The organism is Streptomyces sp. NBC_00090 (assembly GCF_045160815.1).
Taxonomy (GTDB): Bacteria; Actinomycetota; Actinomycetes; order Streptomycetales; family Streptomycetaceae; genus Streptomyces.
Window position 1 is genome coordinate 2,218,168 of sequence record NZ_CP108224.1, and the last position, 22,605, is coordinate 2,240,772.

The window sequence follows — 22,605 nt, forward strand, 5'->3', positions numbered from 1 at the left end:
GGCCTCCGCGCTCCCGCCGGCGCCCGGGGTCTCCGCGCCCTGCCCTGCCACGCTCCCGCTCACGCCCCGGCCTTCCGCGCTCCCGCTCACGCCCCCGCCTCCTTCAGGAGGGCCCGGCCGCGCTCGATGAGCAGGGCGAGTTCCGCGAGGTGTTCGGGGGCGGGCTCGCTCAGCGGCGGCCGTACCTCTCCGACCTCCAGTCCCCCCATCCGTACCGCCGCCTTGACGAGCGAGACGGCGTACCCCCGGCCCTGGCCGCGGAGCTCGACGAGCGGCCGGTAGAAGCCGTCGACGAGCAGGTCCACGGTGGTGTCGTCGCCGGTGGCGAGGGCGCGGTGGAAGGCGAGGGCGAGGTCGGGCGCGAAGCAGAAGACGGCGGAGGAGTAGAGGGTGACGCCGATGCCCCGGTAGGCCGCGCAGGTGAGCTCGGCGGTCGGCAGGCCGTTGAAGTAGAGCAGGTCGAGGCCCTCGGTGCGGACGGCGCTGACGATGCGCTGCATGAGGTCGAGGTCGCCGAGGCCGTCCTTGAGCCCGATGATCCCGTCGGTGCGGGCGAGGGCGACGGCGGTCCCGGGGGTGAGGATCGCGTTGTCTCGCTGGTAGACGATCACGTCGAGCGAGGTGGCCGCGGCGAGCTCGGTGTAGTGGCGGAGCAGCCCCGCCTGGTCGGCCACGACGAGGTACGGGGGCATGGCGAGGAGTCCGTCGGCGCCGGCCTCCTCGGCGAGTCGCGCGTACTGGATCGCGAGCGCGGTGCCGTAGCCGGCTCCGGCGACGACGGGGACGCGGCCGGCGGTCTCCTCGACGGCGGCGGCGACGCAGACCCGGAACTCCTCGGGGGTGAGTGCGTGGAACTCGCCCGTGCCACAGCAGGCGAACACGGCCGCGGCGCCCGCGTCGACGCCGGCCCGGACGTGGGCGCGGAAGGCGTCGAGGTCGAGGGAGTCGTCCGGCCCGAAGGCGGTGACGGGAAAGAAGAGCAGGCCGTCGAGCCGGCCGGCGAGCGGGGCAGTGGTCACGGGCGCTCCCAGGGAAGTCCGTCGCGTACAGCCACCACCATGCACGGTCGTGCACGGTTCTGACTGTCATCCATATTCTTGAACACCGACGTGCTGCACGCTAGAACAGCGCGGAAGGGCCGGTCAAGGAGGGAACACGCCGCATCGCACACTCTTGACGCTCCATCGACCCGCTCCCTACCGTGTCCACGGTTGTGAACAGCGCTCAGCTCCATGGCACTCGACGGAGGAGAACCACTCCATGTCCGCACCCCGCACCGTCCTGCTCACCGGCGCCGCCGGCGGCGTCGGCACGCTGATGCGGGAGCTGTTGCCCCCGTACGGCTACGAGCTCCGCCTCCTGGACGTCGCCCCCGTGCAGGGCGCGCCGGACGCGATCGTCGCCGACCTCGCGGACCGCACGGCGCTGCGCGAGGCGGTCCGGGGCGTCGACGCGATCGTGCATCTGGCGGGCATCTCCCTGGAGGCCGACTTCGAGAAGATCATGGCCGCCAACATCGCCGGGACGTACAACCTCTACGAGGCCGCCCGCGAGGAGGGCGTCCGGCGCGTGGTCCTCGCCTCCAGCAACCACGCCGTCGGGTTCACCCGCCGCCCGCGCGAGGGCGAGCCGGTCGTCCCGGTCGACACCCCGCACCGCCCCGACACCTTCTACGGCCTCTCCAAGTGCTTCGGCGAGGACCTGGCCCAGCTCTACTGGGACCTGCACGGCATCGAGACGGTCTCCGTGCGCATCGGCTCCTGCTTCCCCGAGCCCACCTCGGTGCGGATGCTCTCCATGTGGCTCAGCCCCGGGGACTGCGCCCGCCTCCTGCACGCCTCGCTCACCGCCGGGTCCGTGGGCCACACCGTGGCGTACGGCTCCTCCGCCAACACGCGGCTCTGGTGGGACCTCTCCACGGCCCGCGCGCTCGGCTACGACCCGCGGGACGACTCGGAGGTCTACGCGGAGAAGCTGATCGCGGACCGGGGCCTCCCGGAGGAGGGCAGCGCCGACGATCTCTACCTGGGCGGCCACTTCTGCGTGGACCCGCCGCGCTGGCCGCACTGACCCGGTCGGACCGCCACGACAGAACTGCCCCGGCCGGACGGAGCGGGCGTCCGGCCGGTCGGCCCGGGCAGGGCTGCGCAGGACCCGGCCGGACTTAGTACGGGGGAGCCGGCCGGGGCCCGGGTCACGGGTGCGCGCTGGCAGACCGGACGAGTCCACGGTAGGCGCGGACGAAGATCATCGCGAGCCGCGGAACGCGGTGTCTGTCCGGATTGCGCGACGGGTTGGCGCACGGAAGCACGAGACCGCGCGCACCGGACGCGAGCACCGGCACGCGTCACGCGCGCGGCCGCTCACAGACCCGCTCACCCGCCCGCCCGCAGGGTGCGGGACGGGGACTCGCCGAACTTCTCCCGGTAGCGCGCCGCGAACCTGCCCTGGTGGGCGAAGCCCCAGCGCCAGGCCACCTCGCTCACGCTCACCTCGTCCGGCGCGGCCGCCCGCAGCTCCTCGCGGACCCGGTCGAGGCGGACCTCCCGTACGTACGCCATCGGCGACATCCCCACGTACTCCCGGAAGGACTCCTGGAGGCGGCGCACGCTCACCCGGGCGAGGACCGCGAGTTCGGTGGTCGTGAACGGGTGCTCGGGGCGCTCCCGCACCGCGTCCATCGCCCGCTTGACCGGGGCCGGGCGGCGCGCCTCCCCCGGGTGGGCGAGCGCCTCGCGCCAGGGGTGCTCGGCGGCCAGGAGCAGCCCGTTGAGCAGCGCCTCCTGGAGGGGCCGCGCGACCAGCTCGTGCTGGGCGAGCCCCTCCCCCGCGAGCGCCTCGTAGGCGACCTGGCGGGCGAAGCGGACCCAGCTCAGGCCGGGGCCGCGCGAGATGTCCAGCCGGGGCGCGAAGGTGAGCGGGCCGCTCACCGGCCGGCCGAGCAGCCGCTCCAGGCGGTCGCGCAGCTCGGCCGCCCCGACCTTCACGGACAGGGTCCGGCAGTCTCCGCTCCAGCGGTCCAGGAAGGTGTCCCCCGCCGGGTCGAGCAGCAGCGCCTCGGTGGCCGTCGCGACGACCGGGGGGCCGCCGCCCTGGCGCATCTCCATCGTTCCGCTCAGCGGCGCGTTCAGGTGGTAGGCGCCGAGCTCGCCGAAGCTCATCCGCACGTCGGCCCCGCAGCTGAGGTCCCCGATGACCAGCGGCCCGAGCCCGACGGTGTCGAAGCGCGCCTCGAAGGGTCTCCGCTGCCGTTCGACGACGTCCATCCGGTTCGCGTAGTAGCGCGCGTCGAGCTCCTCACGCGCCTCGTCGACGTCCCCCGTGCGGAACGAAACCCCACCCACTGCACCCATGGCCGAAAGAATATTCATATGACGGATCTGACCGGGAACGGCAGGATGCCCGCCATGCCGAGACCCCAGGGATTCACGTACGAGCGGCGCCGTGACGGCTCCGTCGCCCTCACCCACCACGGGCGCGCCGCGGGTGTGCTGCGCGGCGGCCGCGCCGAGAAGTTCCTCGCGGAGGTGGAGTCGGGGGACGCCCAGCTGGTCATGGCCCGCTGGACGGGCGCGTACCGCTTCGGCAACGAACGGCAGGCCAGGAACCATCCGCGTAACCAAGGTGGCCGAACCGGGCGAGGGTAAGGGAACGGCAAAGCCGTCCGGATCGTTACCCCTGGCATGACCGCTATGACCCCCGGCTCGAACATCCCTCTCACCGCCGCGCGCGTGGCGGTGGACGTCGCCGCCCCGGTGCGGCTCGACGTCTCGGGCCTGCTGCTCGGCGCCAACGGCAAGGTGCGCTCGGACGACGACTTCATCTTCTACAACCAGCCCGCCGGGCCCGGTGTCACCTACCGCTCGGGCGGCGGCACCGCGCCCGACGCGATCGTGGTGGACACGGGCGCGCTCCCGGCCGGCATCGAGAGGATCGTCGTCACGGCGAGCCCCGACGCCGCGGGCCAGACCTTCCAGGGCGTCGAGCCCACGGCGACCCTTCGCAACGCGGACGACGGCACCGTCCTCGCCACCTTCACCCCGCCGCAGCTGGCCACCGAGACCGCCCTGGTGGTCGTCGAGATCTATCTGCGCAACGGCGCGTGGAAGGCCCGCGCCGTGGGCCAGGGGTACGCGAACGGGCTGGCCGGCATCGCGACGGACTTCGGCGTCTCCGTGGACGACGAGCCCGCCGCCGCCCCGACGCCCGTCGCCGCCGCCCCCGTCGCGCCGCCGGTCCCCCCGGCGCCGCCCGCCGCGGCTCCCGTGGACCCGCGGATCGCGGCCTCGTCGACCCCGGCACCGTCCGCTCCCCCCGCCGCCCCCGCCCCCACCGGCAAGATCAACCTCGACAAGGGCCGGGTCAGCCTCCAGAAGAACCAGACCGTCTCCCTGGTCAAGGGCGGCCGGCCGCTGCTCTCCCAGGTCAAGATGGGCCTCGGCTGGGAGCCCGCGTACCGGGGCAAGGACATCGACCTGGACGCCTCCGTCATCGCGTACGGGCCGCAGCGCAACCACCTGGACAGCTGCTACTTCGGCAAGCTGTCGATCCTCAACGGGTCGATCAAGCACTCCGGCGACAACCTCACGGGTGAGGGCGCGGGCGACGACGAGGTGATCGTCGTCGACCTCGGCCGGCTGCCCGCCGACGCCACCGGCCTGGTGTTCACGGTCAACTCCTTCTCCGGGCAGAAGTTCACCGAGGTCGCCAAGGCCTACTGCCGGCTGATGGACGCCGCGACCGGCGAGGAGCTGGTCCGCTTCGACCTGACCACCGCCGAGCCGCAGACCGGCGTGATGATGGCCAAGCTGATCAAGCAGTTCACCGGCGAGTGGGAGATGACGGCGATGGGCGAGTTCGTGAAGTCGCGGACGGTCCGGGGCATGGTGAAGCCGGCCGCCCAGTCGCTCTGAGCGGCGAGCTCCCCCGCCCGGCTCCCCCGCCCTCAGCTCCCCCCGCCCTTACGAGAACAGGGCGCTGTAGGCGTTGAGGGCGGGCTGGCCGCCGAGGTGGGCGTAGAGCACGGTCGAGTCCCGGCCGATCTCGCCCCGCTCCACCAGGTCGACCATGCCCGCCATCGACTTCCCCTCGTACACGGGGTCGGTGACCATGCCCTCGGTGCGGGCGGCGAGCCGCATCGCGTCGAGGGTGGCCTCGTCCGGGAGGCCGTACACCCCGGCGTGGTAGCGCTCGTCCAGCTCGACGTCGGCCGCCGTCACCTCGCGCTCGACACCGATGAGGGCGGCGGTGTCCCGGGCGATCCGGGTGATCTGCTCGTGCGTCGGACCGGGCTTCGCCGAGGCGTCGATGCCGACGATCCGGCGGGCCGGTCCGCCCTCCTCCGCCAGTGCGGCGAAGCCCGCGACCATGCCGGCCTGGGTGGAGCCGGTCACCGAGCAGACCACCACGGTGTCGAAGAAGACGCCGAGCTCGCGCTCCTGCTCGGCCACCTCGTACGCCCAGTTCGCGAAGCCGAGACCGCCGAGCCGGTGGTCGGAGGCGCCCGCCGGGATCGCGTACGGCTTGCCGCCCGCCTCCTCGACCTCCCGCAGGGCCTGCTCCCAGCTCTCCTTGAAGCCGATGCCGAAGCCCGCCCGCACGAGGCGCACGTCGGCGCCGGCGAGGCGGCTGATCAGGATGTTGCCGACCTTGTCGTAGACGGGGTCCGGCCAGTCGACCCAGCTCTCCTGCACGAGGACGCAGCGCAGTCCGGCGCGGGCGGCGACGGCGGCGACCTGGCGGGTGTGGTTGGACTGGACCCCGCCGATCGAGACGAGGGTGTCGCAGCCCTGGGCGAGGGCGTCGGCGACCAGGTACTCCAGCTTGCGGGTCTTGTTCCCGCCGTACGCGACACCGGAGTTGCAGTCCTCGCGCTTGGCCCAGAGCGTGGCCCCGCCGAGGTGGTGGGTGAGCCGTTCGAGGGGGTGGACCGGGGAGGGTCCGAAGAGGAGCGGGTAGCGGTCGAAGTCGTTGATCGGCAAGGCTGCTCCCGGTGGATGAGGGCTGCTGGTCGGCGGTCCTGGACGCGCTTACGGGACGGTGGACGCCGTGACCGCGGGGACCGAAATGCCGATGACCTCGGGGACCGAAATGCCGGTGACCTCGGGGGCCGGGATGCCGGTGACCTCGGCCACCTCGACGGCCTCGTCCGCGAGCTGTTCGAGCGCCGCCCAGATCTCCGTGGTGATCCGTACGGCCGCCTCCGCGTCCCCGCTCGCGCACGCGTCGATCAGCCGGGCGTGCAGCTCGGCCGATCCGCAGCTCCCGGCGTCGCCGAAGAGCCGTCGCTCGACGCGGCGGATCAGCGGGGTGTAGCGGGCGATGGTGGCGGCGGCCGCGTGGTTGCCGCTGGCGACGACGAGGACCTGGTGGAGCTCGTCGTCGGCGCGCAGGGCGGCCTCCACGTCGTTGGCGCGGACGGCTTCGGAGAAGCGCTGGTTGGCCTCGCGCATGGCCCGGACCCCGTCGGGGCCGAGCAGCGGCACGCCGGTGCGGGCGGCGAGTTCGTGCATCACGCGTACGACCGACGCGGCGTCGCGGACCACGCGGCTGACCGGCCGGGTGACCCGGGTGTAGCTCTGCGGCTTGGTCTCGACGAGCCCCTCGTCGCAGAGCCGGGCCAGGGCCTCGCGCACGGGTGCGCGGGAGAGCCCCAGCGCGTCGGCGAGGTCGGCGTCCTTGAGCGCGGCGCCGGGGGCGAGGTCGCCGCGCACGATGGCCTCGCGCAGCGCCTCGTACGCGCGGTCGCGCAGCAGGGTCCGGCCCACGGGCTGTAATGCGTCCATGGACTGACATGTTAGATGTCAGTCCATGGAGCTGACCAGGGGTCAGAAGGGCAGTCCCGGACGGGCCGGAAGGGCAGCCCCGGTGGGGGCCCGTCCGGTGGGGCCCGTCCGGTGGCTCAGCGGCGGGGCTGGCGGCGCCAGGGGCCGGTGATCGCGACGAGGATGCCCGGGTCCTGGATGCTGGCGAACAGCGTGTCGCCGTCGGGCGAGAAGCAGACGCCGGTGAACTCGCTCCCGTTGAGGTCGTTGCGGGCGATCGGGTACGTACGGCCGGAGTCGGTGGCGCCGAAGAGGTGCTGGACGCCCTCGCCGTCCTCGGCGATGACGATACCGCCGTACGGCGAGACGGTGATGTTGTCGGGGCCGTCGTAGGCGCCGTCCTCGTCGGGGGCCGCGTTCACGCCGAGCAGCACCTTGAGGGTGAGGGTGCGGCGCTTGGGGTCGTAGAACCAGACCTGGCCGTCGTGCGCGGCGCCGGGGCTCTCCTCGCGGGCGTAGGAGGAGACGACGTAGGCACCGCCGTCGGCCCACCACATGCCCTCCAGCTTGCGGGCGCGGGTGACCTGGCCGTCCGTGAACTGCTTGCGGACGGACGTGGTGCGGCCGTCCCGGTCGGGGACGTCGACCCAGTCCACGCCGTAGACGGTGCCGATCCGGCTCGCCCGGGAGAGGTCGTCCACGAAGCGGCCCGAGGAGTCGATGCACTTGGCGGCCTGGAGGACGCCGGCGTCGTCGGCGAGGGTACGGAGCTTGCCGCGGCCGTGCTCGAAGCCCTTCGGCGGCACCCAGCGGAAGAGCAGCCCGTTGGGGTTGGAGGCGTCCTCGGTGAGGTAGGCGTGGCCGCGCCGGGGGTCGATGACGACGGCCTCGTGGTCGTACCGGCCGAAGGCCTTGATCGGCTTCGGGTCGCGGTTGGCGCGCCGGTCGCGCGGGTCGACCTCGAAGACGTACCCGTGGTCCTTGGTCATGCCGTTGACGCCGGCGCGGTCGGAGTTCTCCTCGCCGGTCAGCCAGGTGCCCCAGGAGGTGCTGCCGCCCGCGCAGTTGGTGGAGGTGCCGGCGATGCCGACCCACTCGGCGACGGTGCCGTCGCGGTGGACCTCGACGACGGTGCAGCCGCCGGCGGCGGCCGGGTCGTAGACGAGGCCCTCGGTGAGCGGGACCGGGTGCGCCCACTTGGATCGGGCGCCCTTGAGCTCGTGGTTGTTGACCAGGTACGTGGTGCCGCGCGGGCCGGCGAAGGCCGCGGTGCCGTCGTGGTTGGACGGCGTGAACTCGCCGCTCTCCAGGCGGGTGACACCGCTGTGCGTGATGACGCGGTACGAGAACCCCGCCGGCAGGGCGAGGACCCCCTCGGCGTCGGCGACGAGCGGCCCGTACCCGAGCGCGTGGCCGTGGCCGTGCCCGTTGCCGTGCCCCTGGCCGTCACCGGCCCCGTACGCCTCCGGCTCGTCGGAGGCGAGCGCCTCGGGCGCGGTGGCGAGAGCGCCGACGACGCCGGTGAGGGCGAGCCCCGCACCGGCGACTGCGGACTGCTTGGTGAACTCTCTGCGGTTGAGAGGCATGGTGTGCGGGTCTCCCTGTGACGGCCGGATCTCGCCGGTCACCCTCCCGTGCCCCCACGAACACCAGCTGAACGGCGCGGGAACGCCCGCCGGGCAACACGGGATCGGGAGCCGGCCGACGGACGTCGGCCGCTCGGGTGCGGGGGCGCCGGCGGAAGGAGCCCGGGGTCCTGGGCGGTCAGGAGCCCTGCCGCGAACGGGCCTTGAAGGCCGACTTGCGGGCCTCCTTCGCCGCCGTCTTGTCCCGGTGCAGCCGGCCCATCGCCTCCAGGACCTCCGCCGTCGCCGGGTGCTCCACCCGCCACGCCGCCTCGAAGAAGCCGCTGTGGCGGCCCGTGAGGCCCTCGATCAGCTCCTGGAGCTCCTGCAGGTCACCGTCCGCGTCGAGCTGCGCCGCGATCGTGTCGATCGCCAGCCAGAAGATCATCGACTCCGGCGGCGCGGGCACGTCCGCCGCGCCCCGCTCCGCGAGCCAGACCCGCGCCAGGCCGCCGAGCTCCGCGTCGTCGAGGACCTCCCGGACCGCGGGTTCCGCCTCCGCGCCCACGAGGGAGAGCGCCTGCTGGCAGTGGAGGCGGCGGAGCGGCGAGCCCGCGTCGGCGCCCCGGGCCGCGTGCAGCAGCTCCCGTGCCGCGGTCACCGCGTCGCGGCCGGCGAGCCAGCCGGCGGTCTCGGCGCGCGCGGCGGACTCCGGGTAGCCGGCGATCCCGCCGAGCAGTGCGTCGGCGCCCTTCTCGGCGAGGTCTCCGACGGCGGGCGCGTCCACGCCGGCCTCCAGCATCCGGGCCCGGACGCCGTAGAGCCCGAGCGGGGTGAGCCGGACCATGCCGTACCGCGTGACGTCCTCGTCGTCGACCGGCGGTGCGGGCTCCTCGCCCTCCTCGGCCATCAGGGCCTCGTCGACGGGCTGGTACTCGACGAGTCCGAGCGGCTCAAGGAGCCGGAACTGCTCGTCGAGCCGCATCATCGCGTCCGAGACCTGCTCCAGGACGTCGTCGGTGGGCTCGCCCATGTCGTCGGGGACGACCATCGACGCGGCGAGCGCGGGCAGCGGCACGGGCCCTTCGCCGGCTCCGCCCTCGCTGACGGTCAGCAGGTAGAGGTTGCCGAGTACGCCCTCAAGGAACTCGGCCTCCGCCTCCGGGTCCCATTCGAGCGACTCGAAGTCGATCTCGCCGTTCTCGCCGACGATCGCGTCCAGGTCGTCGAGGACGGGGGCGACGGCGTCGGCGAAGACCGCGTCGAAGCCGTCCAGCCAGAGCCCGAGGACGTCCTGGGGGGAACCGGCCGTGATCAGCGCCAGGTTCTCGCCGGGCGCGGCACCGCCGGGGGTGTCGTCGTCCGCCCCGTCCTCGACCTCGACGAGGCCGGTGTCGACCGCGAGCCGCCAGGCGTCGCCCGCCAGGATCTCGGCCTCCTCGACGGCTTCCTCGACGGCCTCGGCGTCCTCGCCGTCCGTCGTCACGAGGAGGTCCAGGACGTCCACGGCGTCCGGGAGTTGCTCGTCGACGAGCTCGCCGCCCGTGCCGACCCGGGTCTCGGGCCCGGCCCAGCGGGCGAGCCGTACGGCACGGGCGAGGAGGGGGGCGGCCAGGGCGTCCCGCGCCAGCTCCGCGTCCGCGGGAAGCCGAACGGGGGGAAGGGTGGGCTGCTCCGCTGACATGTGGGCTGTCTCCTCGACGCGAACGGGTGTGACGGGGGGCGGGTGAAGTGGCGGGGGTGAGGCGAAAGAGCGGTACTCAGCGTAGACGCATCCGGGCCCACGTCCGCCGGTTCACGGATCCGTCAGCCTTCGTACACCCGTCGACTCTTGACAAGTTCCCCACTCTCACAAGAGATTGACGCGCGTAGATTCATCTGCCGATCCTCCAAGCACCCCCCGGAGTCCCTGATGCCTTCCTCCATACCGAGATTCGCCGCCGTCTCCGCCGTCGTCGCCGCCGCACTCGCCGCCGGGCTGCTCGCCGGCTCGTCGAGCGCCGCCGCCGAGGACAGCGCCGCCGGCGTCCGCATCCACGACATCCAGGGCACGACCCGCGTGTCCCCCCTCGTGGGCAAGCAGGTCACCGGCGTCACGGGCATCGTCACCGGCGTCCGCACCTACGGCTCGCGCGGCTTCTGGATCCAGGACACCGAGGGCGACGCGAACCCGGCCACCAGCGAGGGCCTGTTCGTCTTCACCAGTTCGGTCCCGACCGTCGCCGTCGGCGACGCGGTCAGCCTGAACGGCACCGTCACCGAGTACGTCCCGGGCGGCCTGAACTCCGGCAACCAGTCCCTGACCCAGCTCTCGAAGCCGGTCGTCACGGTGGTCTCGAAGGGCAACCCGGTCCCGGCCCCGGTGACGATCTCCGCCTGGTCCGTCCCGGACGCGTACGCGCCCGAGGGCGACCCGGCCGCGGGCGGCTCGGTCAACGGCCTGACGCTGGACCCGGAGACGTACGCCCTGGACTACTACGAGTCCCTGGAGGGCACCAACGTCCGGATCGGCTCCTCGCGGGTGGTCGGCGCCACCGACCCGTACGCGGAGCTGTGGGTGACGGTGAAGCCGTTCGAGAACCGCAACTGGCGCGGCGGCACGGTCTACGGCTCGTACGAGTCCCAGAACACCGGCCGGCTCCAGATCCAGTCCCTGACCCCGCTCGCCCAGCAGCCCTTCCCGAAGGCGAACGTGGGCGACCGGCTGACCGGCACGACCGAGGGCCCGCTCGACTTCAACCAGTTCGGCGGCTACACGCTGACCGCGCGGACCCTGGGCACGGTCGAGGACTTCGGCCTGGAGCGCGAGACCACGGACAAGCAGCACAAGAACGAGCTGGCCGTGGCCACGTACAACGTCGAGAACCTCGACCCGAGCGACCCGCAGGAGAAGTTCGACGCGCTCGCGAAGGCGGTCGTCGAGAACCTCGCCTCGCCCGACGTCATCGCCCTGGAGGAGATCCAGGACAACAACGGCGCCAAGAACGACGGCACGGTCGCCGCCGACCAGACGGTGAAGAAGTTCACGGACGCGATCGTGGCGGCCGGCGGCCCGGCGTACGAGTGGCGCTCCGTCGACCCGGAGAACAACAAGGACGGCGGCGAGCCCGGCGGCAACATCCGTCAGGTCTTCCTCTTCAACCCCGAGCGGGTCTCCTTCACGGACCGCACGGGCGGCGACGCCACCACCGCCACCACGGTGACGGGCGAGAAGGGCCACGCCGCGCTGACCCTCTCCCCCGGCCGGATCGACCCGGCGAACACCGCCTGGGAGAGCAGCCGCAAGCCGCTCGCGGGCGAGTTCGTCTTCCGCGGCCGGACGGTCTTCGTGATCGCCAACCACTTCGGCTCGAAGGGCGGAGACGAGTCCATCGTCTCCCACCACCAGCCGCCGAACCGTTCCTCCGAGGCGAAGCGACTGCTCCAGGCGCAGGCCGTCAACGCCTTCGTGAAGGAGATCATCGCCGTCGAGAAGCAGGCCGACGTGCTGGTCGTCGGCGACATCAACGACTTCGAGTTCTCCGGGACGACGCAGGCGCTGACGGACGGCGGCGCGCTGTACCCGGCGGTGAAGTCGCTGCCGCGCGGCGAGCGCTACTCGTACGTCTACCAGGGCAACAGCCAGGTCCTCGACCAGATCCTGACGAGCCCCGGCGTGCACCACTTCGAGTACGACAGCGTGCACATCAACGCGGAGTTCGCCGACCAGGACAGCGACCACGACCCGCAGGTGCTGCGCTTCCGCCCGTAAGCGAACCCACCCCCGGTACACGCCCGCGCCGAGACCCGGCGCGGGCGTGTACCGCCGCACCGGGCTGCGGACGGACCCGGGGAAGCGGGTCGAGGACGCGGGTGCCGTCGGTGGAGACGTGGGTCCGCACGAAGTCCTGCGAGACTCGGCGTCGTGATCCTTCGCCCCGCCACCCGCACCGAACTGCCCGCCGTCCTCGCCCTGCTCGCCGACGAGGAGAAGGTCGTGGACCCCGGCTCGGTGGTCGTCACCGAGGCGTACGAGCGGGCCTTCGCGGACATCGCGGGCGACCCGCGCAACGAGCTGCTGGTCCTCGTGGACGGCGAACTCGTCCTGGGCTGCCTCCAGGCCACGTACATTCCGGGCCTGGGCAAGGGAGGCGCCGAGCGGGCCCTGATCGAGGCGGTACGGATCAGGGCCGACCGGCGGGGCGGCGGTCTCGGGCGGGACCTGATGGAGCGGGCCGTGGCGCGGGCGCGCGAGCGCGGCTGCGCGCTCGTCCAGCTGACCAGCGACAAGCGACGGACGGATGCCCACCGCTTCTACGCCTCGCTGGGCTTCGCGCGCAGCCACGACGGCTTCAAGCTGCCCCTCTGAGCTCATGCCGTAGTGCTCTCCATGCCCCCTGTCGCGCCCGCCGATCACACCGGACGGCCATCGTTCAGCAGAACTGAATTCTCCGGCCAAGAAGAAATAAGTGGACCTTCACGGACATGCGCGCACAGACTTTCCGGATGAGCACTGAACGCCCTTTCGGCCGCGCACTCTGCGCCATGATCACGCCGTTCTCCCCCTCCGGCGAGCTCGACCTCGACCGGGCGGGCGAGCTGGCCGCGCACCTGGTCGCGGAGGGCTGTGACGGACTCGTCCTCAGCGGTACGACGGGCGAGTCCCCGACCACCTCCGACGCCGAGAAGGCCGCCCTGGTCCGGGCCGTCCGGGCGGCGGTGGGTCCGGGCCCGTCGCTCCTCACGGGCGTCGGCACGGCCGACACCCGGCACACGGTGGAGCTGGCCCGGCAGGCCGAGGAGGCGGGCGCCGACGGACTGCTCGTCGTCACCCCGTACTACAGCCGTCCGCAGCAGTCGGCCGTCGAGGCGCACTTCCTCAAGGTCGCGGACGGGACCGGCCTTCCGGTGATGGTCTACGACATCCCGGGCCGCACCGGGACCCGGATCGAGCCGGCGACGATGCGGCGCCTCGCCGAGCACCCGCGGATCGTGGCGGTGAAGGACTGTTCGTACGACCTCCTGGCCTCGACCCGGCTGATCGCGGAGACCTCGCTCGCGTACTACTCGGGCTGCGAGGAGACGAACCTGCCGCTGTACGCGGTCGGCGGCGCCGGCTACGTCAGTACGGTGGCGAACGTGGTGCCCCGTCAGCTGCGCGCGGCCCTCGACGCCTTCGACGCCGGGGACACCGCGGGGGCGGCCCGGCTCAACGCCCTGACGCTGCCGCTCGCCGAGCTGATGATGGCCTCGGGCCTGCCGGGCACGGTCACCGCCAAGGCGCTGCTCGGCGGGCCGGTCCGGGAACCACTGCAGCCCGCCGACCGGGAGACGGTCGACGGGCTGCGTACCGCGCTGGAAGCGCTGCTTCAGGCGGAGTCGGTCGTGTAGGTCCGGCCCAGGATCGCCGCGTGCTCCAGGACGTCCTCCAGCGGGTCGTCGATCTGCCCGGTGTGGAGCGAGAGGCTGGGTCCGTTCGTGACGGTCGGTCCGTTGTGCGTGTGCGTCTCGTCCGCCTGGGCGGTACCGGCCGGCAGCAGCACCGCCACCGCCGTGAGCACTCCGGCGATCGTGGGCTTCGTCCTCATGTCGACTCCTCGCCTTGTCTGCGTACAGTGACTCTGCGTTCTGTTAACGCAGAGTCACCGCATCAGTTGTGGCTACCGGGTCAGTTGTGGCTGTGGAGGATGTCGTTCAGCCCGCCCCAGACCGCGTTGTTCGGGCGGGCCTCGACGGCGCCGGTCACCGAGTTGCGGCGGAACAGGATGTTCGAGCCGCCGGAGAGCTCGCGGGCCTTGACGATCTGGCCGTCGGGCATGGTGACCCGGGTGCCGGCCGTGACGTAGAGACCGGCCTCGACGACGCACTCGTCACCGAGGGCGATGCCGACGCCCGCCTCCGCACCGATCAGGCAGCGCTCGCCGATCGAGATGACGACGTTGCCGCCACCGGAGAGGGTGCCCATGGTGGAGGCGCCGCCGCCGATGTCGGAGCCGTTGCCGACGACGACGCCGGCGGAGATCCGGCCCTCGACCATCGAGGTGCCGAGGGTGCCGGCGTTGAAGTTGACGAAGCCCTCGTGCATGACGGTGGTACCGGCGGCGAGGTGGGCGCCGAGGCGCACGCGGTCGGCGTCGGCGATGCGGACCCCGGCGGGCACGACGTAGTCGGTCATGCGCGGGAACTTGTCGATGCTCGTCACGGCGAGGTGCAGGCCCTCGGCGCGGGCGTTGAGCCGCACCTTCTCGATGTCGTCCACGGCGACCGGGCCGAGCGAGGTCCAGGCGACGTTGGTGAGGAGGCCGAAGACGCCGTCCAGGCTCTGGCCGTGCGGCTTGACCAGCCGGTGGCTGAGCAGGTGCAGGCGGAGGTAGGCGTCGTGCGCGTCGAGCGGCTTCTCGTCGAGCGAGGCGATGACGGTGCGGATGGCGACCACCTCGACGCCCCGGCGGGCGTCCACGCCGAGGGCCTTGGCGGCGCCCTCGCCGAGGGCGTTCACGGCCTCGTCGGGGGTGAGCCGCTCGGTGCCGGCGGGGCCGGGCGCGTCGGTCAGCTCGGGGGCGGGGAACCAGGTGTCGAGAACGGAGCCGTCACCGGCGATGGTGGCGAGGCCGGCGGCGACGGCGCCGGTGGTGCGAGGAGCAGTGGTCATGACGGAAAACCTAACGGGCGCGCCCCCGCGCGGGCCAACCGGTCTCAGGTGCCGGTCGAGTCGCGGGCCGGTTCCGGCGGAACGGCCGAAGGCGAAGGCGATGCGGTCGGAGGTTCCCACCGGGCATCGGGGGTCCCACCGGGCATAGGGGGTTCCCGCCGGGCATCGGGGGTTCCCTCCCGGCATCGGGGTTCTCACCCGGATCCGGAGAGGGGTTGAAAGAATATGTAGATCGGTCTACTTTGACGTCATGGGACAGAAGGGCGCCGAGACGCGGGACCGACTGCTGGACGCGACGCAGGAGCTGGTGGAGACAGCGGGGTACTTCGGCACGGGGCTCAACCAGGTCGTCGCGGTCAGCGGCGCACCCCGCGGCTCGCTCTACTTCCACTTCCCCGGCGGCAAGGACCAGCTGGTCGGCGAATCCGTCCGGCGGGCGGGACAGGCGATCGGCGACGCCCTGGGAGAGGCGGCCGGCACCAGCCCCTCGCCGGCGGAGTTCGTCGAGGGAATGCTGCGCCAGCTGGGCGACCGGCTCGCGGAGTCGGGCTGGCGCAAGGGATGCCCGGTGGCCACGGTGGCCCTGGAGACGGCCGCCGTCAACGACCCGCTGCAGGAGGTGTGCTCGGAGGTCTACGCCTCCTGGGAGGCGGCTCTGCGCACACGGCTGGCGAGCCGTCCGGACGCCGACGACCTCGCCGTCACGGTCCTGGCCCTGGTGGAGGGGGCACTCCTGCTGGCCCGCGCGCATCGCAGCAGGGACCCGCTGGAGCGCGTCGCCCGCCAGATTCACGCCCTCCTGGGCTGACCCAGGGGGCGACCCCGGCCACGATCCGCCGGACACCCCCGAGGCCCGCCGGTCGACGGCGGGCCTTCTTCCTGCCCAAAAAATATGTAGACCGATCTATTTAAGGAGTCCCATGGACGCGATCGTCTTCGGCGCGACCGGCTTCATCGGCCGCTCCCTCGTCGCCGAGCTGCTCACCCGGGGCCGGCGGGTGGCGGCAGCCGTACGCAAGGACACCCTCACCCCCTGGCTGGCCTCCCAGGGCGTGGACACCGCCGGGCTGGAGATCGTCACCGCCGACATCACCCGACCGCTTTCGGGGCTGCCCGAGGTGCGGGACGTCTACAACGCCGCCGCCCGCTTCGCCTTCGGCCTCGGCGCGGAGGAGGCGCGGGCGACCAATGTCACCGGGGCGCTCCACGTGCTCGAATGGGCCGCCTCGCTGCCCGGGCTGCGGCGCCTGGTGCACATCAGCGGCTATCGGGTGAGCGCGGCCGGCGGCCAGGCCGACTACGCCGCTCTCGGCGCCTACGAGGCATCCAAGTTCGAGGCCGATCTCGCGGTGCGCGCCCGGGCCCGCGAGCTGGGGGTCCCGCTGACGATCGCCAATCCCAGCACCGTGATCGGGCCGGGCCAGTACGTCGGCCTCGCCTCCCTCGTCGAGGACCTGTGGCGGGGGCGGCTCCCCGCGCTGCCCGGTGGCCCCGACACGTTCCTGCCGATCGCCACGATCGACTACTTCGCGCGGTTCCTGGCGGAGGTCCCCGCGGCGCCCGCGGGTGAGCACTACTGGGTGCTCGACGACAGCACGCCGCTCCTGCCCGACCTGATCCGTACGATCGCCGAGCACACCGGCGTACGCGCCCCTCGCCGGACCGTCCCCGTCGGCCTGCTGCGGCGCCTGCCGCGCACGCTGACCGGTGCCGATCCCGAGACGCTGTCCTTCCTGTCGAGCGACCGCTACCCGACGGCGTCCGCCCGCGCCTTCGCCGCGAGCGCCGGCCTGGAGATGCCTCCGGCCGCCGACGCCCTGCGCGCGTGGGCCGACGACCTGGTGGCGGCGCGATTCGGTGGGGCCTCGCCCTGGCTTCGCCCGTACGGCTTCCACGCCGTGGCGGGCAGCCGTACCTGGGTGACCGGAGAGCGGCACCGCCCCGCCCACGTCCTGCTGCACGGACTGCCGATGAACGCCGACCTCTGGGCGCCCCTCGCCGCCCACCTCCCCGGCCCGGTCCTCGCCCCCGACCTGCCGGGCCTGGGTCGTTCGGCCGCCACGGACCGGCCGGTGGACGCGTGGCTGGCCGACCTGTTGAGCCCGGTGGCGACCCGCCCCGTGCTGGTCGCGCACTCCGCGGCCTGCGGACCCGCGCTCCGCTTCGCCGTCGACCACCCGGAACGCCTCAGCGGGCTCGTCCTCGTCTCCCCGGCGTTCCTGCAGGCACCCGCGGCGCGGCTCGCCCGCTCGGGCCTGGCCGCGCCGATGCTGCGCCGCGTGTCCGCCGCTCGGCTGGCCCGGACGCTGGGTGTTCCCGAGGGGGCGGAGGTGGAGAGCGCGGCGGCCGACCTGGGCCGTCGCGGGGTGGCGCGCCGGGTGGCCGCGGCGCTGCGCACGGACGTCGCCGAGCGCCGGCGGTCGCGGACGCTGCTGGACCGGGTGGAGGTCCCGGTCCGGATCGTCGTGGGCTCGGCGGACCCGCTGGTCACGGCCGTCGATCACCCGGTGACCGAGATCGCCGGGGCCGGCCACTACCCCCAGCTGACGCATCCCTCCCAGCTGGCCCACCACCTCGGCGCCGACTCCGCCCCGGACCGCGGATGAGCCGAGGCGGATGAGCCGACCACGGATAAGCCGACGGCGGATGAGCCGACGGCGGGGTCCCGCACGGTGGAGTCCCGCACAGCGGGGTCCCGCACAGACACGCGCACCTACAGGGGCGGGCCCTCCGCCGGTCCCAGGATCCGGGCCAGCATCTCGCGCGCGTACTCCTCGTCGTACGTGCCGTCGGTGAGCAGCACCTGGAGGCAGATGCCGTCCATGAGGGCGACCAGGGCCCGCGCGGTGGCGGGGTCGGTCCGGGCGGAGAGCGCGGCGACGACGGTCTCGGTCCACTCGGCGGCGACCGGGCGCAGGGCGGGGCGGCGCAGGGCGGCGAGGTAGAGCTCGTACTCCAGCTCCACGCCGGAGCGTTCGCCGCCCAGCCACTCCCCCAGGAGCCGGGCGAGCGCGGCGGCGGGGTCGCCGGCCGGTGCGGCGAGGGCGGGGCTCTCGCGGAGCTTCCGCCCGAAGCCCTCGTTGGCCTTGCGCAGGGCGGCGACGAGGAGTTCGTCGAGGGAGGCGAAGTGGTACGTCGTGGAGCCGAGCGGCACGTCCGCCTCGGCGGCGACGGTGCGGTGGCTCAGCCCGGCGATGCCGGACCGTCCGACGACCCGGAGGGCCGCGTCGACGATCCGCTCGCGCCGCTCGGGGTCGTAGCGGCGGGCGCGGGCCATCAGTGCGCGCCGCCGAGGTTGAGGACGGCGACCCCGGCGACGATGAGGACGATCCCGGCGACCTTGGCGAGGCTGAGGGTCTCGCCGAGGAAGAGGATGCCGATCGTGGCGACGGCGGCGGTGCCGACCCCGGACCAGATCGCGTACGCGGTGCCGACCTGGAGCGTCTTGAGCGCCTGGGCGAGGAGGGCGAAGGCGACCAGATAGCCCGCGCCGGTGATCAGCGAGGGCCAGAGCCTGGAGAAGCCTTCGCTGTACTTCATCGAGGTGGTGGCGAGGATCTCCGCCACGATGGCGCCCGCCAGCAGTCCGTATCCCATGCGTACAAGCGTACACAGCACTGCGTACGACCGTACACAACGGCTACCGATACGGTGTCCCGCATGACGTTTCCCCCTGGCCCGCCGCCCTACGGCTACGGCTATCCGCCACCGCCCCCGAGACCCGGGGTCATACCCCTGGCGCCGCTCACCCTCGGCGCGATCCTCGGCGGCGCCTTCAGCGCCCTCGGCCGCCACTGGAAGCAACTGCTCGGCGTCACCGCCTCCGTCTACGGCACGGCGCTCCTGTTCGTGGGAGCGGCGATCGGCATCGCGTACGCGGCCGTCGGCGACCTCTTCCCCGCCGTGTTCGACCTGCCACCCGGCCAGAAGCCGCGCTGGGACGACGTCCAGCCGCTGATCGTCGCGTTCGTCCTCGTCTGGATCGCCGGCCTGATCGCGATCCTCAGCGCCAACGCCGTGATGGCCGCGGCCTGCCCGGCCGTGATGCAGGAGGCCGTCCTCGGCCGCCCGACCACTTTCGGCGCCCTCTGGCACCGCGCCTGGGCCCGGATGCCGGCCGTCCTGGGCACGGTGATCCTGACGAGCCTGCCGATGCTGCTCATGGTCGTGGTGTTCGCGGCGACGTTCATCGCCCTGCTGGCAAGCTTCAATGGCGGCAGCCCGATATCCCTGGTGATCACGGCCTTCGTCGGCGCGGGGCTCGCCGCTCTGCCCCTCACCCCCCTCGTGCTCTGGCTCTGGGTGAAGTTCAGCCTGGCCCCGGCGACGGCGGTGATGGAGGGTCAGGGCGTGATCGCCTCGATGCGCCGCTCCTCGGCCCTGATCCGCGGCTTCTGGTGGCGCTCCTTCGGCATCCTCCTGCTGGTCGGACTGATGGCCACCGTCGTCGGCTGGGTGATCCAGCAGGTCCTCTCCATGCTGATGTCGGCGCCGCTGGCGGCCATCGACTTCACCGCCGGCGACGAGGGAGCGGTGATCGCCGCCTTCGCGGTGATCTTCGCGTTCCTGCTCGCCGGACAGCTGGTCAGCCAGATGGTCGTCGCCGTCTTCCCGCCGCTCGTGGCGGCGCTGGTCTACGTCGACCTGCGCATCCGCAAGGAGAACCTGGCTCCGGAGCTCACCCGGGCCGCCGGCCTCCTCTGAGGACGCCGCCGGGCACGCGAACACGTACCCGAGCGCATACGCGAAACGGCCGTGCCCCGAAGGGCACGGCCGTTCACACGTGGTCGGATCTCAGACGTTGAAGCCGAGCGCGCGCAGCTGCTCGCGGCCGTCGTCCGTGATCTTGTCCGGACCCCACGGCGGCATCCAGACCCAGTTGATCTTCAGCTCGTTGACGATGCCGTCCGTCGCCGACCTCGCCTGGTCCTCGATCACATCGGTCAGCGGGCAGGCCGCCGACGTCAGGGTCATGTCCAGCGTCGCGACGTTCGAGTCGTCGATGTGGATGCCGTAGATCAGCCCGAGGTTGACCACGTCGATGCCCAGCTCGGGGTCGACGACGTCGTACAGCGCCTCACGGACTTCTTCCTCGGAGGCCGGCTTCATCGTGGCCTCGGCGTTCTCGGTCATGCCGACTTCCTCACAGACTTGTCGGAGTCTCCCAGCGCCTGGGCGGTCGCGTCCTTCCACGCCATCCAGCTGAGCAGCGCGCACTTCACACGGGCGGGGTACTTGGAGACGCCCGCGAACGCGACCGCGTCCTCCAGGACCTCCTCCATCGCGTCGTCGGGCTCGATCTGGCCCTTGGACTGCATCAGCTCCAGGAAGGTGCCCTGGATCTTCTGCGCCTCGGCCAGCTCCTTGCCGACGAGCAGCTCGTTCAGGACCGAGGCCGAAGCCTGGCTGATCGAGCAGCCCTGACCCTCGTACGAGACGTCCGCGATGCGCGTGCCCTCGTACTTCACGCGGAGCGTGATCTCGTCGCCGCACGTCGGATTGACGTGGTGCACCTCGGCATCGCCGTCCCGAAGACCGCGCCCGTGGGGGTGCTTGTAGTGGTCCAGGATGACGTCCTGGTACATCGAATCCAGCTTCACGACCAACCCCTACCCGAAGAAGTTCCGTACGTGCTCCAGACCCGCGACCAGGGCGTCGACCTCGGCCGGGGTGGAGTACAGATAGAACGACGCCCGCGTGGTCGCAGGAATTCCGTACCGCAGGCAGACCGGCCGCGCGCAGTGGTGGCCGACCCGGACCGCGATGCCCTCCTCGTCGAGCACCTGACCCACGTCGTGCGGGTGGATGTCGCCGAGCGTGAAGGAGATCGCCGCGCCGCGGTCCTCGGCCGTGGTGGGGCCGATGATCCGCAGGTCCGGGACCTCCTGGAGGCGTCGGACGGCGTACTCGGTGATCGCGTGCTCGTGGCGCGCGATGTTCTCCATGCCGATCGCCGACAGGTAGTCCACGGCCGCGCCGAGGCCGACGGCCTGGGCGATCGGGGGCGTACCCGCCTCGAACTTGTGCGGGGCCGGAGCGTAGGTCGAGGAGTGCATCGAGACGGTCTCGATCATCTCGCCGCCGCCGAGGAAGGGCGGGAGGTCCTCCAGGAGCTCCTGCCGTCCCCACAGCACGCCGATGCCGGTCGGGCCGCACATCTTGTGACCGGTGAAGGCCACGAAGTCGGCCTGGAGCGCCTGTACGTCCAGGACCATGTGCGGGGCCGCCTGGGAGGCGTCGATGCAGACGAGCGCACCGACCTCCTGGGCGCGGCGGATGATCGTCTCGACCGGGTTGATCGTGCCCAGCAGGTTCGAGACCAGCGTGAAGGAGACGATCTTGGTCTTCTCGGTGATGACCTCTTCGATGTTCGAGAGGTCGAGACGGCCGTCGTCGGTGAGGCCGAACCACTTCAGCTTCGCGCCCGTGCGCTGCGAGAGCAGCTGCCACGGCACGATGTTGGAGTGGTGCTCCATCTCCGTGATGGCGATCTCGGTCTCGTGGTCCACGCGGTAGGGCTCGTCGGCCCAGCCCAGCATGTTGGCCACGAGGTTGAGCGACTCCGAGGCGTTCTTGGTGAAGATCACCTCGTCGCGGCTCGGCGCGTTGATGAAGGCCGCGACCTTGTCACGGGCGCCCTCGTAGAGCGCCGTCGCCTCCTCGGCGACCGTGTAGACGCCGCGGTGGACATTCGCGTTGTGCCGCTCGTAGTACGTGTTGAGCGCGTCGAGCACCTGGCGCGGCTTCTGCGAGGTCGCCGCGGAGTCCAGGTACACGATCTTCTTGCCGTCGTGGACCACGCGATCCAGGAGCGGGAAGTCCTTGCGGATCGCCTCGGTGTCGAGGAGGCCGGAGAGCCCCTGATGGGCAGTTGTCACGCGGATGCGCCACCCTTCGTGCTGTAGGCCTCGTAGCCCTCGTTCTCCAGCTTGTCGGCGAGCTCGGCGCCGCCGGACTCGACGATGCGGCCCTCGGAGAAGACGTGAACGAAGTCGGGCTTGATGTAGCGCAGGATGCGCGTGTAGTGCGTGATCAGCAGGGTGCCGACCTCACCGGTCTCGCGGACGCGGTTGACGCCCTCGGAGACCTGGCGCAGCGCGTCGACGTCCAGGCCGGAGTCGGTCTCGTCGAGGATCGCGATCTTCGGCTTGAGGAGCTCCAGCTGGAGGATCTCGTGGCGCTTCTTCTCACCGCCGGAGAAGCCCTCGTTGACGTTGCGCTCGGCGAAGGCCGGGTCCATCTGGAGCTGCTCCATCGCGGACTTGACCTCCTTCACCCAGGTACGCAGCTTGGGGGCCTCGCCGCGGATGGCGGTGGCGGAGGTGCGCAGGAAGTTGGAGACCGAGACACCGGGGACCTCGACCGGGTACTGCATGGCCAGGAAGACACCGGCGCGGGCGCGCTCGTCGACCGACATCTCCAGGACGTCCTCGCCGTCGAGGGTGACGGTGCCGCCGGTGACCGTGTACTTCGGGTGGCCGGCGAGCGAGTACGCCAGGGTCGACTTGCCGGAGCCGTTGGGGCCCATGACGGCGTGGGTCTCGCCCTGCTTGATGGTCAGGTCGACACCCTTGAGGATCTCGCGGGGGCCGTTCTCGGCCTCGACGGAGACGTGCAGGTTGCGGATTTCAAGCGTTGCCATGGG

The 22,605-nt window shown here is 72.2% G+C and carries 23 protein-coding genes; 9 read left to right on the plus strand and 14 right to left on the minus strand.

What is annotated here, in order from left to right:
- Positions 1-86: 86 nt before the first annotated feature.
- Positions 87-1,019 carry a 5-dehydro-4-deoxyglucarate dehydratase gene (locus OG361_RS09785; RefSeq protein ID WP_405852963.1) on the minus strand — a complete coding sequence of 311 codons (933 nt, stop codon included), beginning with the start codon at positions 1,017-1,019 and terminating at the stop codon, positions 87-89.
- Between the two features lie 241 nt (positions 1,020-1,260).
- Between OG361_RS09785 and OG361_RS09790 the strand changes: the two genes are divergently transcribed.
- Positions 1,261-2,070, plus strand: a complete 810-nt coding sequence (locus OG361_RS09790; RefSeq protein WP_405852965.1) for an NAD-dependent epimerase/dehydratase family protein — start codon at positions 1,261-1,263, stop codon at positions 2,068-2,070.
- A 305-nt stretch (positions 2,071-2,375) separates the two neighbouring features.
- Here the strand turns inward: OG361_RS09790 and OG361_RS09795 are convergent, their stop codons facing one another.
- Positions 2,376-3,353 carry an AraC family transcriptional regulator gene (locus OG361_RS09795; RefSeq protein WP_405852967.1) on the minus strand — a complete coding sequence of 326 codons (978 nt, stop codon included), beginning with the start codon at positions 3,351-3,353 and terminating at the stop codon, positions 2,376-2,378.
- Between the two features lie 54 nt (positions 3,354-3,407).
- Between OG361_RS09795 and OG361_RS09800 the strand changes: the two genes are divergently transcribed.
- Positions 3,408-3,647, plus strand: a complete 240-nt coding sequence (locus OG361_RS09800) for a hypothetical protein (protein ID WP_384570203.1) — start codon at positions 3,408-3,410, stop codon at positions 3,645-3,647.
- A 36-nt stretch (positions 3,648-3,683) separates the two neighbouring features.
- Positions 3,684-4,913 carry a TerD family protein gene (locus tag OG361_RS09805; RefSeq protein WP_405852969.1) on the plus strand — a complete coding sequence of 410 codons (1,230 nt, stop codon included), beginning with the start codon at positions 3,684-3,686 and terminating at the stop codon, positions 4,911-4,913.
- A 48-nt stretch (positions 4,914-4,961) separates the two neighbouring features.
- Here the strand turns inward: OG361_RS09805 and OG361_RS09810 are convergent, their stop codons facing one another.
- The 4 genes from OG361_RS09810 to OG361_RS09825 form a co-directional block, all read right to left on the minus strand.
- A complete protein-coding gene (locus OG361_RS09810) occupies positions 4,962-5,981 on the minus strand; it encodes a 1-aminocyclopropane-1-carboxylate deaminase (protein WP_405852970.1) in 1,020 nt (339 codons plus the stop codon).
- A 48-nt stretch (positions 5,982-6,029) separates the two neighbouring features.
- Entirely contained in the window at positions 6,030-6,785 is a 756-nt protein-coding gene (locus tag OG361_RS09815; protein ID WP_405852971.1) for a GntR family transcriptional regulator, read from the minus strand.
- 116 nt (positions 6,786-6,901) lie between these two features.
- Positions 6,902-8,350 carry an alkaline phosphatase PhoX gene (locus OG361_RS09820; RefSeq protein ID WP_405852972.1) on the minus strand — a complete coding sequence of 483 codons (1,449 nt, stop codon included), beginning with the start codon at positions 8,348-8,350 and terminating at the stop codon, positions 6,902-6,904.
- Positions 8,351-8,528: 178 nt separating this feature from the next.
- Positions 8,529-10,013 (minus strand): hypothetical protein, encoded by a 1,485-nt coding sequence (locus tag OG361_RS09825; RefSeq protein WP_405852973.1) that lies wholly within the window; start codon positions 10,011-10,013, stop codon positions 8,529-8,531.
- Between the two features lie 228 nt (positions 10,014-10,241).
- Between OG361_RS09825 and OG361_RS09830 the strand changes: the two genes are divergently transcribed.
- From OG361_RS09830 to dapA, 3 genes are all read left to right on the plus strand, one after another.
- A complete protein-coding gene (locus tag OG361_RS09830; protein ID WP_405852975.1) occupies positions 10,242-12,080 on the plus strand; it encodes an endonuclease/exonuclease/phosphatase family protein in 1,839 nt (612 codons plus the stop codon).
- 153 nt (positions 12,081-12,233) lie between these two features.
- Positions 12,234-12,677: a GNAT family N-acetyltransferase gene (locus tag OG361_RS09835; RefSeq protein WP_405852977.1), complete on the plus strand. Its 444-nt coding sequence runs from the start codon at positions 12,234-12,236 to the stop codon at positions 12,675-12,677.
- 137 nt (positions 12,678-12,814) lie between these two features.
- Positions 12,815-13,699, plus strand: a complete 885-nt coding sequence (gene dapA, locus OG361_RS09840; RefSeq protein WP_405852978.1) for a 4-hydroxy-tetrahydrodipicolinate synthase — start codon at positions 12,815-12,817, stop codon at positions 13,697-13,699.
- On the opposite strand, the gene OG361_RS09845 is transcribed toward dapA, so the two are convergent.
- Positions 13,678-13,896, minus strand: a complete 219-nt coding sequence (locus OG361_RS09845) for a hypothetical protein (RefSeq protein WP_384570229.1) — start codon at positions 13,894-13,896, stop codon at positions 13,678-13,680. The two genes, dapA and OG361_RS09845, sit on opposite strands and share 22 nt — an antisense overlap.
- An 80-nt stretch (positions 13,897-13,976) precedes the next feature.
- Positions 13,977-14,960, minus strand: a complete 984-nt coding sequence (gene dapD, locus OG361_RS09850; RefSeq protein ID WP_405852979.1) for a 2,3,4,5-tetrahydropyridine-2,6-dicarboxylate N-succinyltransferase — start codon at positions 14,958-14,960, stop codon at positions 13,977-13,979.
- Positions 14,961-15,210: 250 nt separating this feature from the next.
- Between dapD and OG361_RS09855 the strand changes: the two genes are divergently transcribed.
- Both OG361_RS09855 and OG361_RS09860 read left to right on the plus strand, forming a co-directional pair.
- Entirely contained in the window at positions 15,211-15,768 is a 558-nt protein-coding gene (locus OG361_RS09855) for a TetR/AcrR family transcriptional regulator (protein WP_405852980.1), read from the plus strand.
- 112 nt (positions 15,769-15,880) lie between these two features.
- Positions 15,881-17,566 (plus strand): alpha/beta fold hydrolase, encoded by a 1,686-nt coding sequence (locus OG361_RS09860; RefSeq protein WP_405852982.1) that lies wholly within the window; start codon positions 15,881-15,883, stop codon positions 17,564-17,566.
- A 107-nt stretch (positions 17,567-17,673) separates the two neighbouring features.
- Here the strand turns inward: OG361_RS09860 and OG361_RS09865 are convergent, their stop codons facing one another.
- Both OG361_RS09865 and OG361_RS09870 read right to left on the minus strand, forming a co-directional pair.
- The gene (locus OG361_RS09865) at positions 17,674-18,237 is read right to left on the minus strand and encodes a TetR/AcrR family transcriptional regulator (RefSeq protein WP_405852983.1); all 564 of its coding nucleotides are present in this window, start codon (positions 18,235-18,237) and stop codon (positions 17,674-17,676) included.
- Entirely contained in the window at positions 18,237-18,557 is a 321-nt protein-coding gene (locus OG361_RS09870) for a DMT family transporter (protein ID WP_405852984.1), read from the minus strand. The genes OG361_RS09865 and OG361_RS09870 overlap by 1 nt, the downstream gene beginning before the upstream one ends.
- Positions 18,558-18,620: 63 nt before the next feature.
- On the opposite strand from OG361_RS09870, the gene OG361_RS09875 reads away from it, so the two are divergent.
- On the plus strand, positions 18,621-19,664 hold the full coding sequence (locus tag OG361_RS09875; RefSeq protein WP_405852985.1) for an oxidoreductase: 1,044 nt from the start codon (positions 18,621-18,623) through the stop codon (positions 19,662-19,664).
- Positions 19,665-19,754: 90 nt separating this feature from the next.
- Here OG361_RS09875 and OG361_RS09880 read toward each other — a convergent pair whose 3' ends face one another.
- From OG361_RS09880 to sufC, 4 genes are read right to left on the minus strand one after another with little or no spacing between them, the layout of a single operon-like run.
- Entirely contained in the window at positions 19,755-20,093 is a 339-nt protein-coding gene (locus OG361_RS09880) for a metal-sulfur cluster assembly factor (RefSeq protein WP_351794751.1), read from the minus strand.
- A complete protein-coding gene (gene sufU / locus OG361_RS09885; protein ID WP_405852986.1) occupies positions 20,090-20,560 on the minus strand; it encodes a Fe-S cluster assembly sulfur transfer protein SufU in 471 nt (156 codons plus the stop codon). Before sufU ends, OG361_RS09880 begins: the two co-directional genes overlap by 4 nt.
- A 9-nt stretch (positions 20,561-20,569) precedes the next feature.
- The gene (locus tag OG361_RS09890) at positions 20,570-21,838 is read right to left on the minus strand and encodes a cysteine desulfurase (RefSeq protein ID WP_405852987.1); all 1,269 of its coding nucleotides are present in this window, start codon (positions 21,836-21,838) and stop codon (positions 20,570-20,572) included.
- Positions 21,835-22,602: a Fe-S cluster assembly ATPase SufC gene (gene sufC, locus OG361_RS09895; RefSeq protein WP_024757174.1), complete on the minus strand. Its 768-nt coding sequence runs from the start codon at positions 22,600-22,602 to the stop codon at positions 21,835-21,837. The genes OG361_RS09890 and sufC overlap by 4 nt, the downstream gene beginning before the upstream one ends.
- Positions 22,603-22,605: the final 3 nt, after the last annotated feature.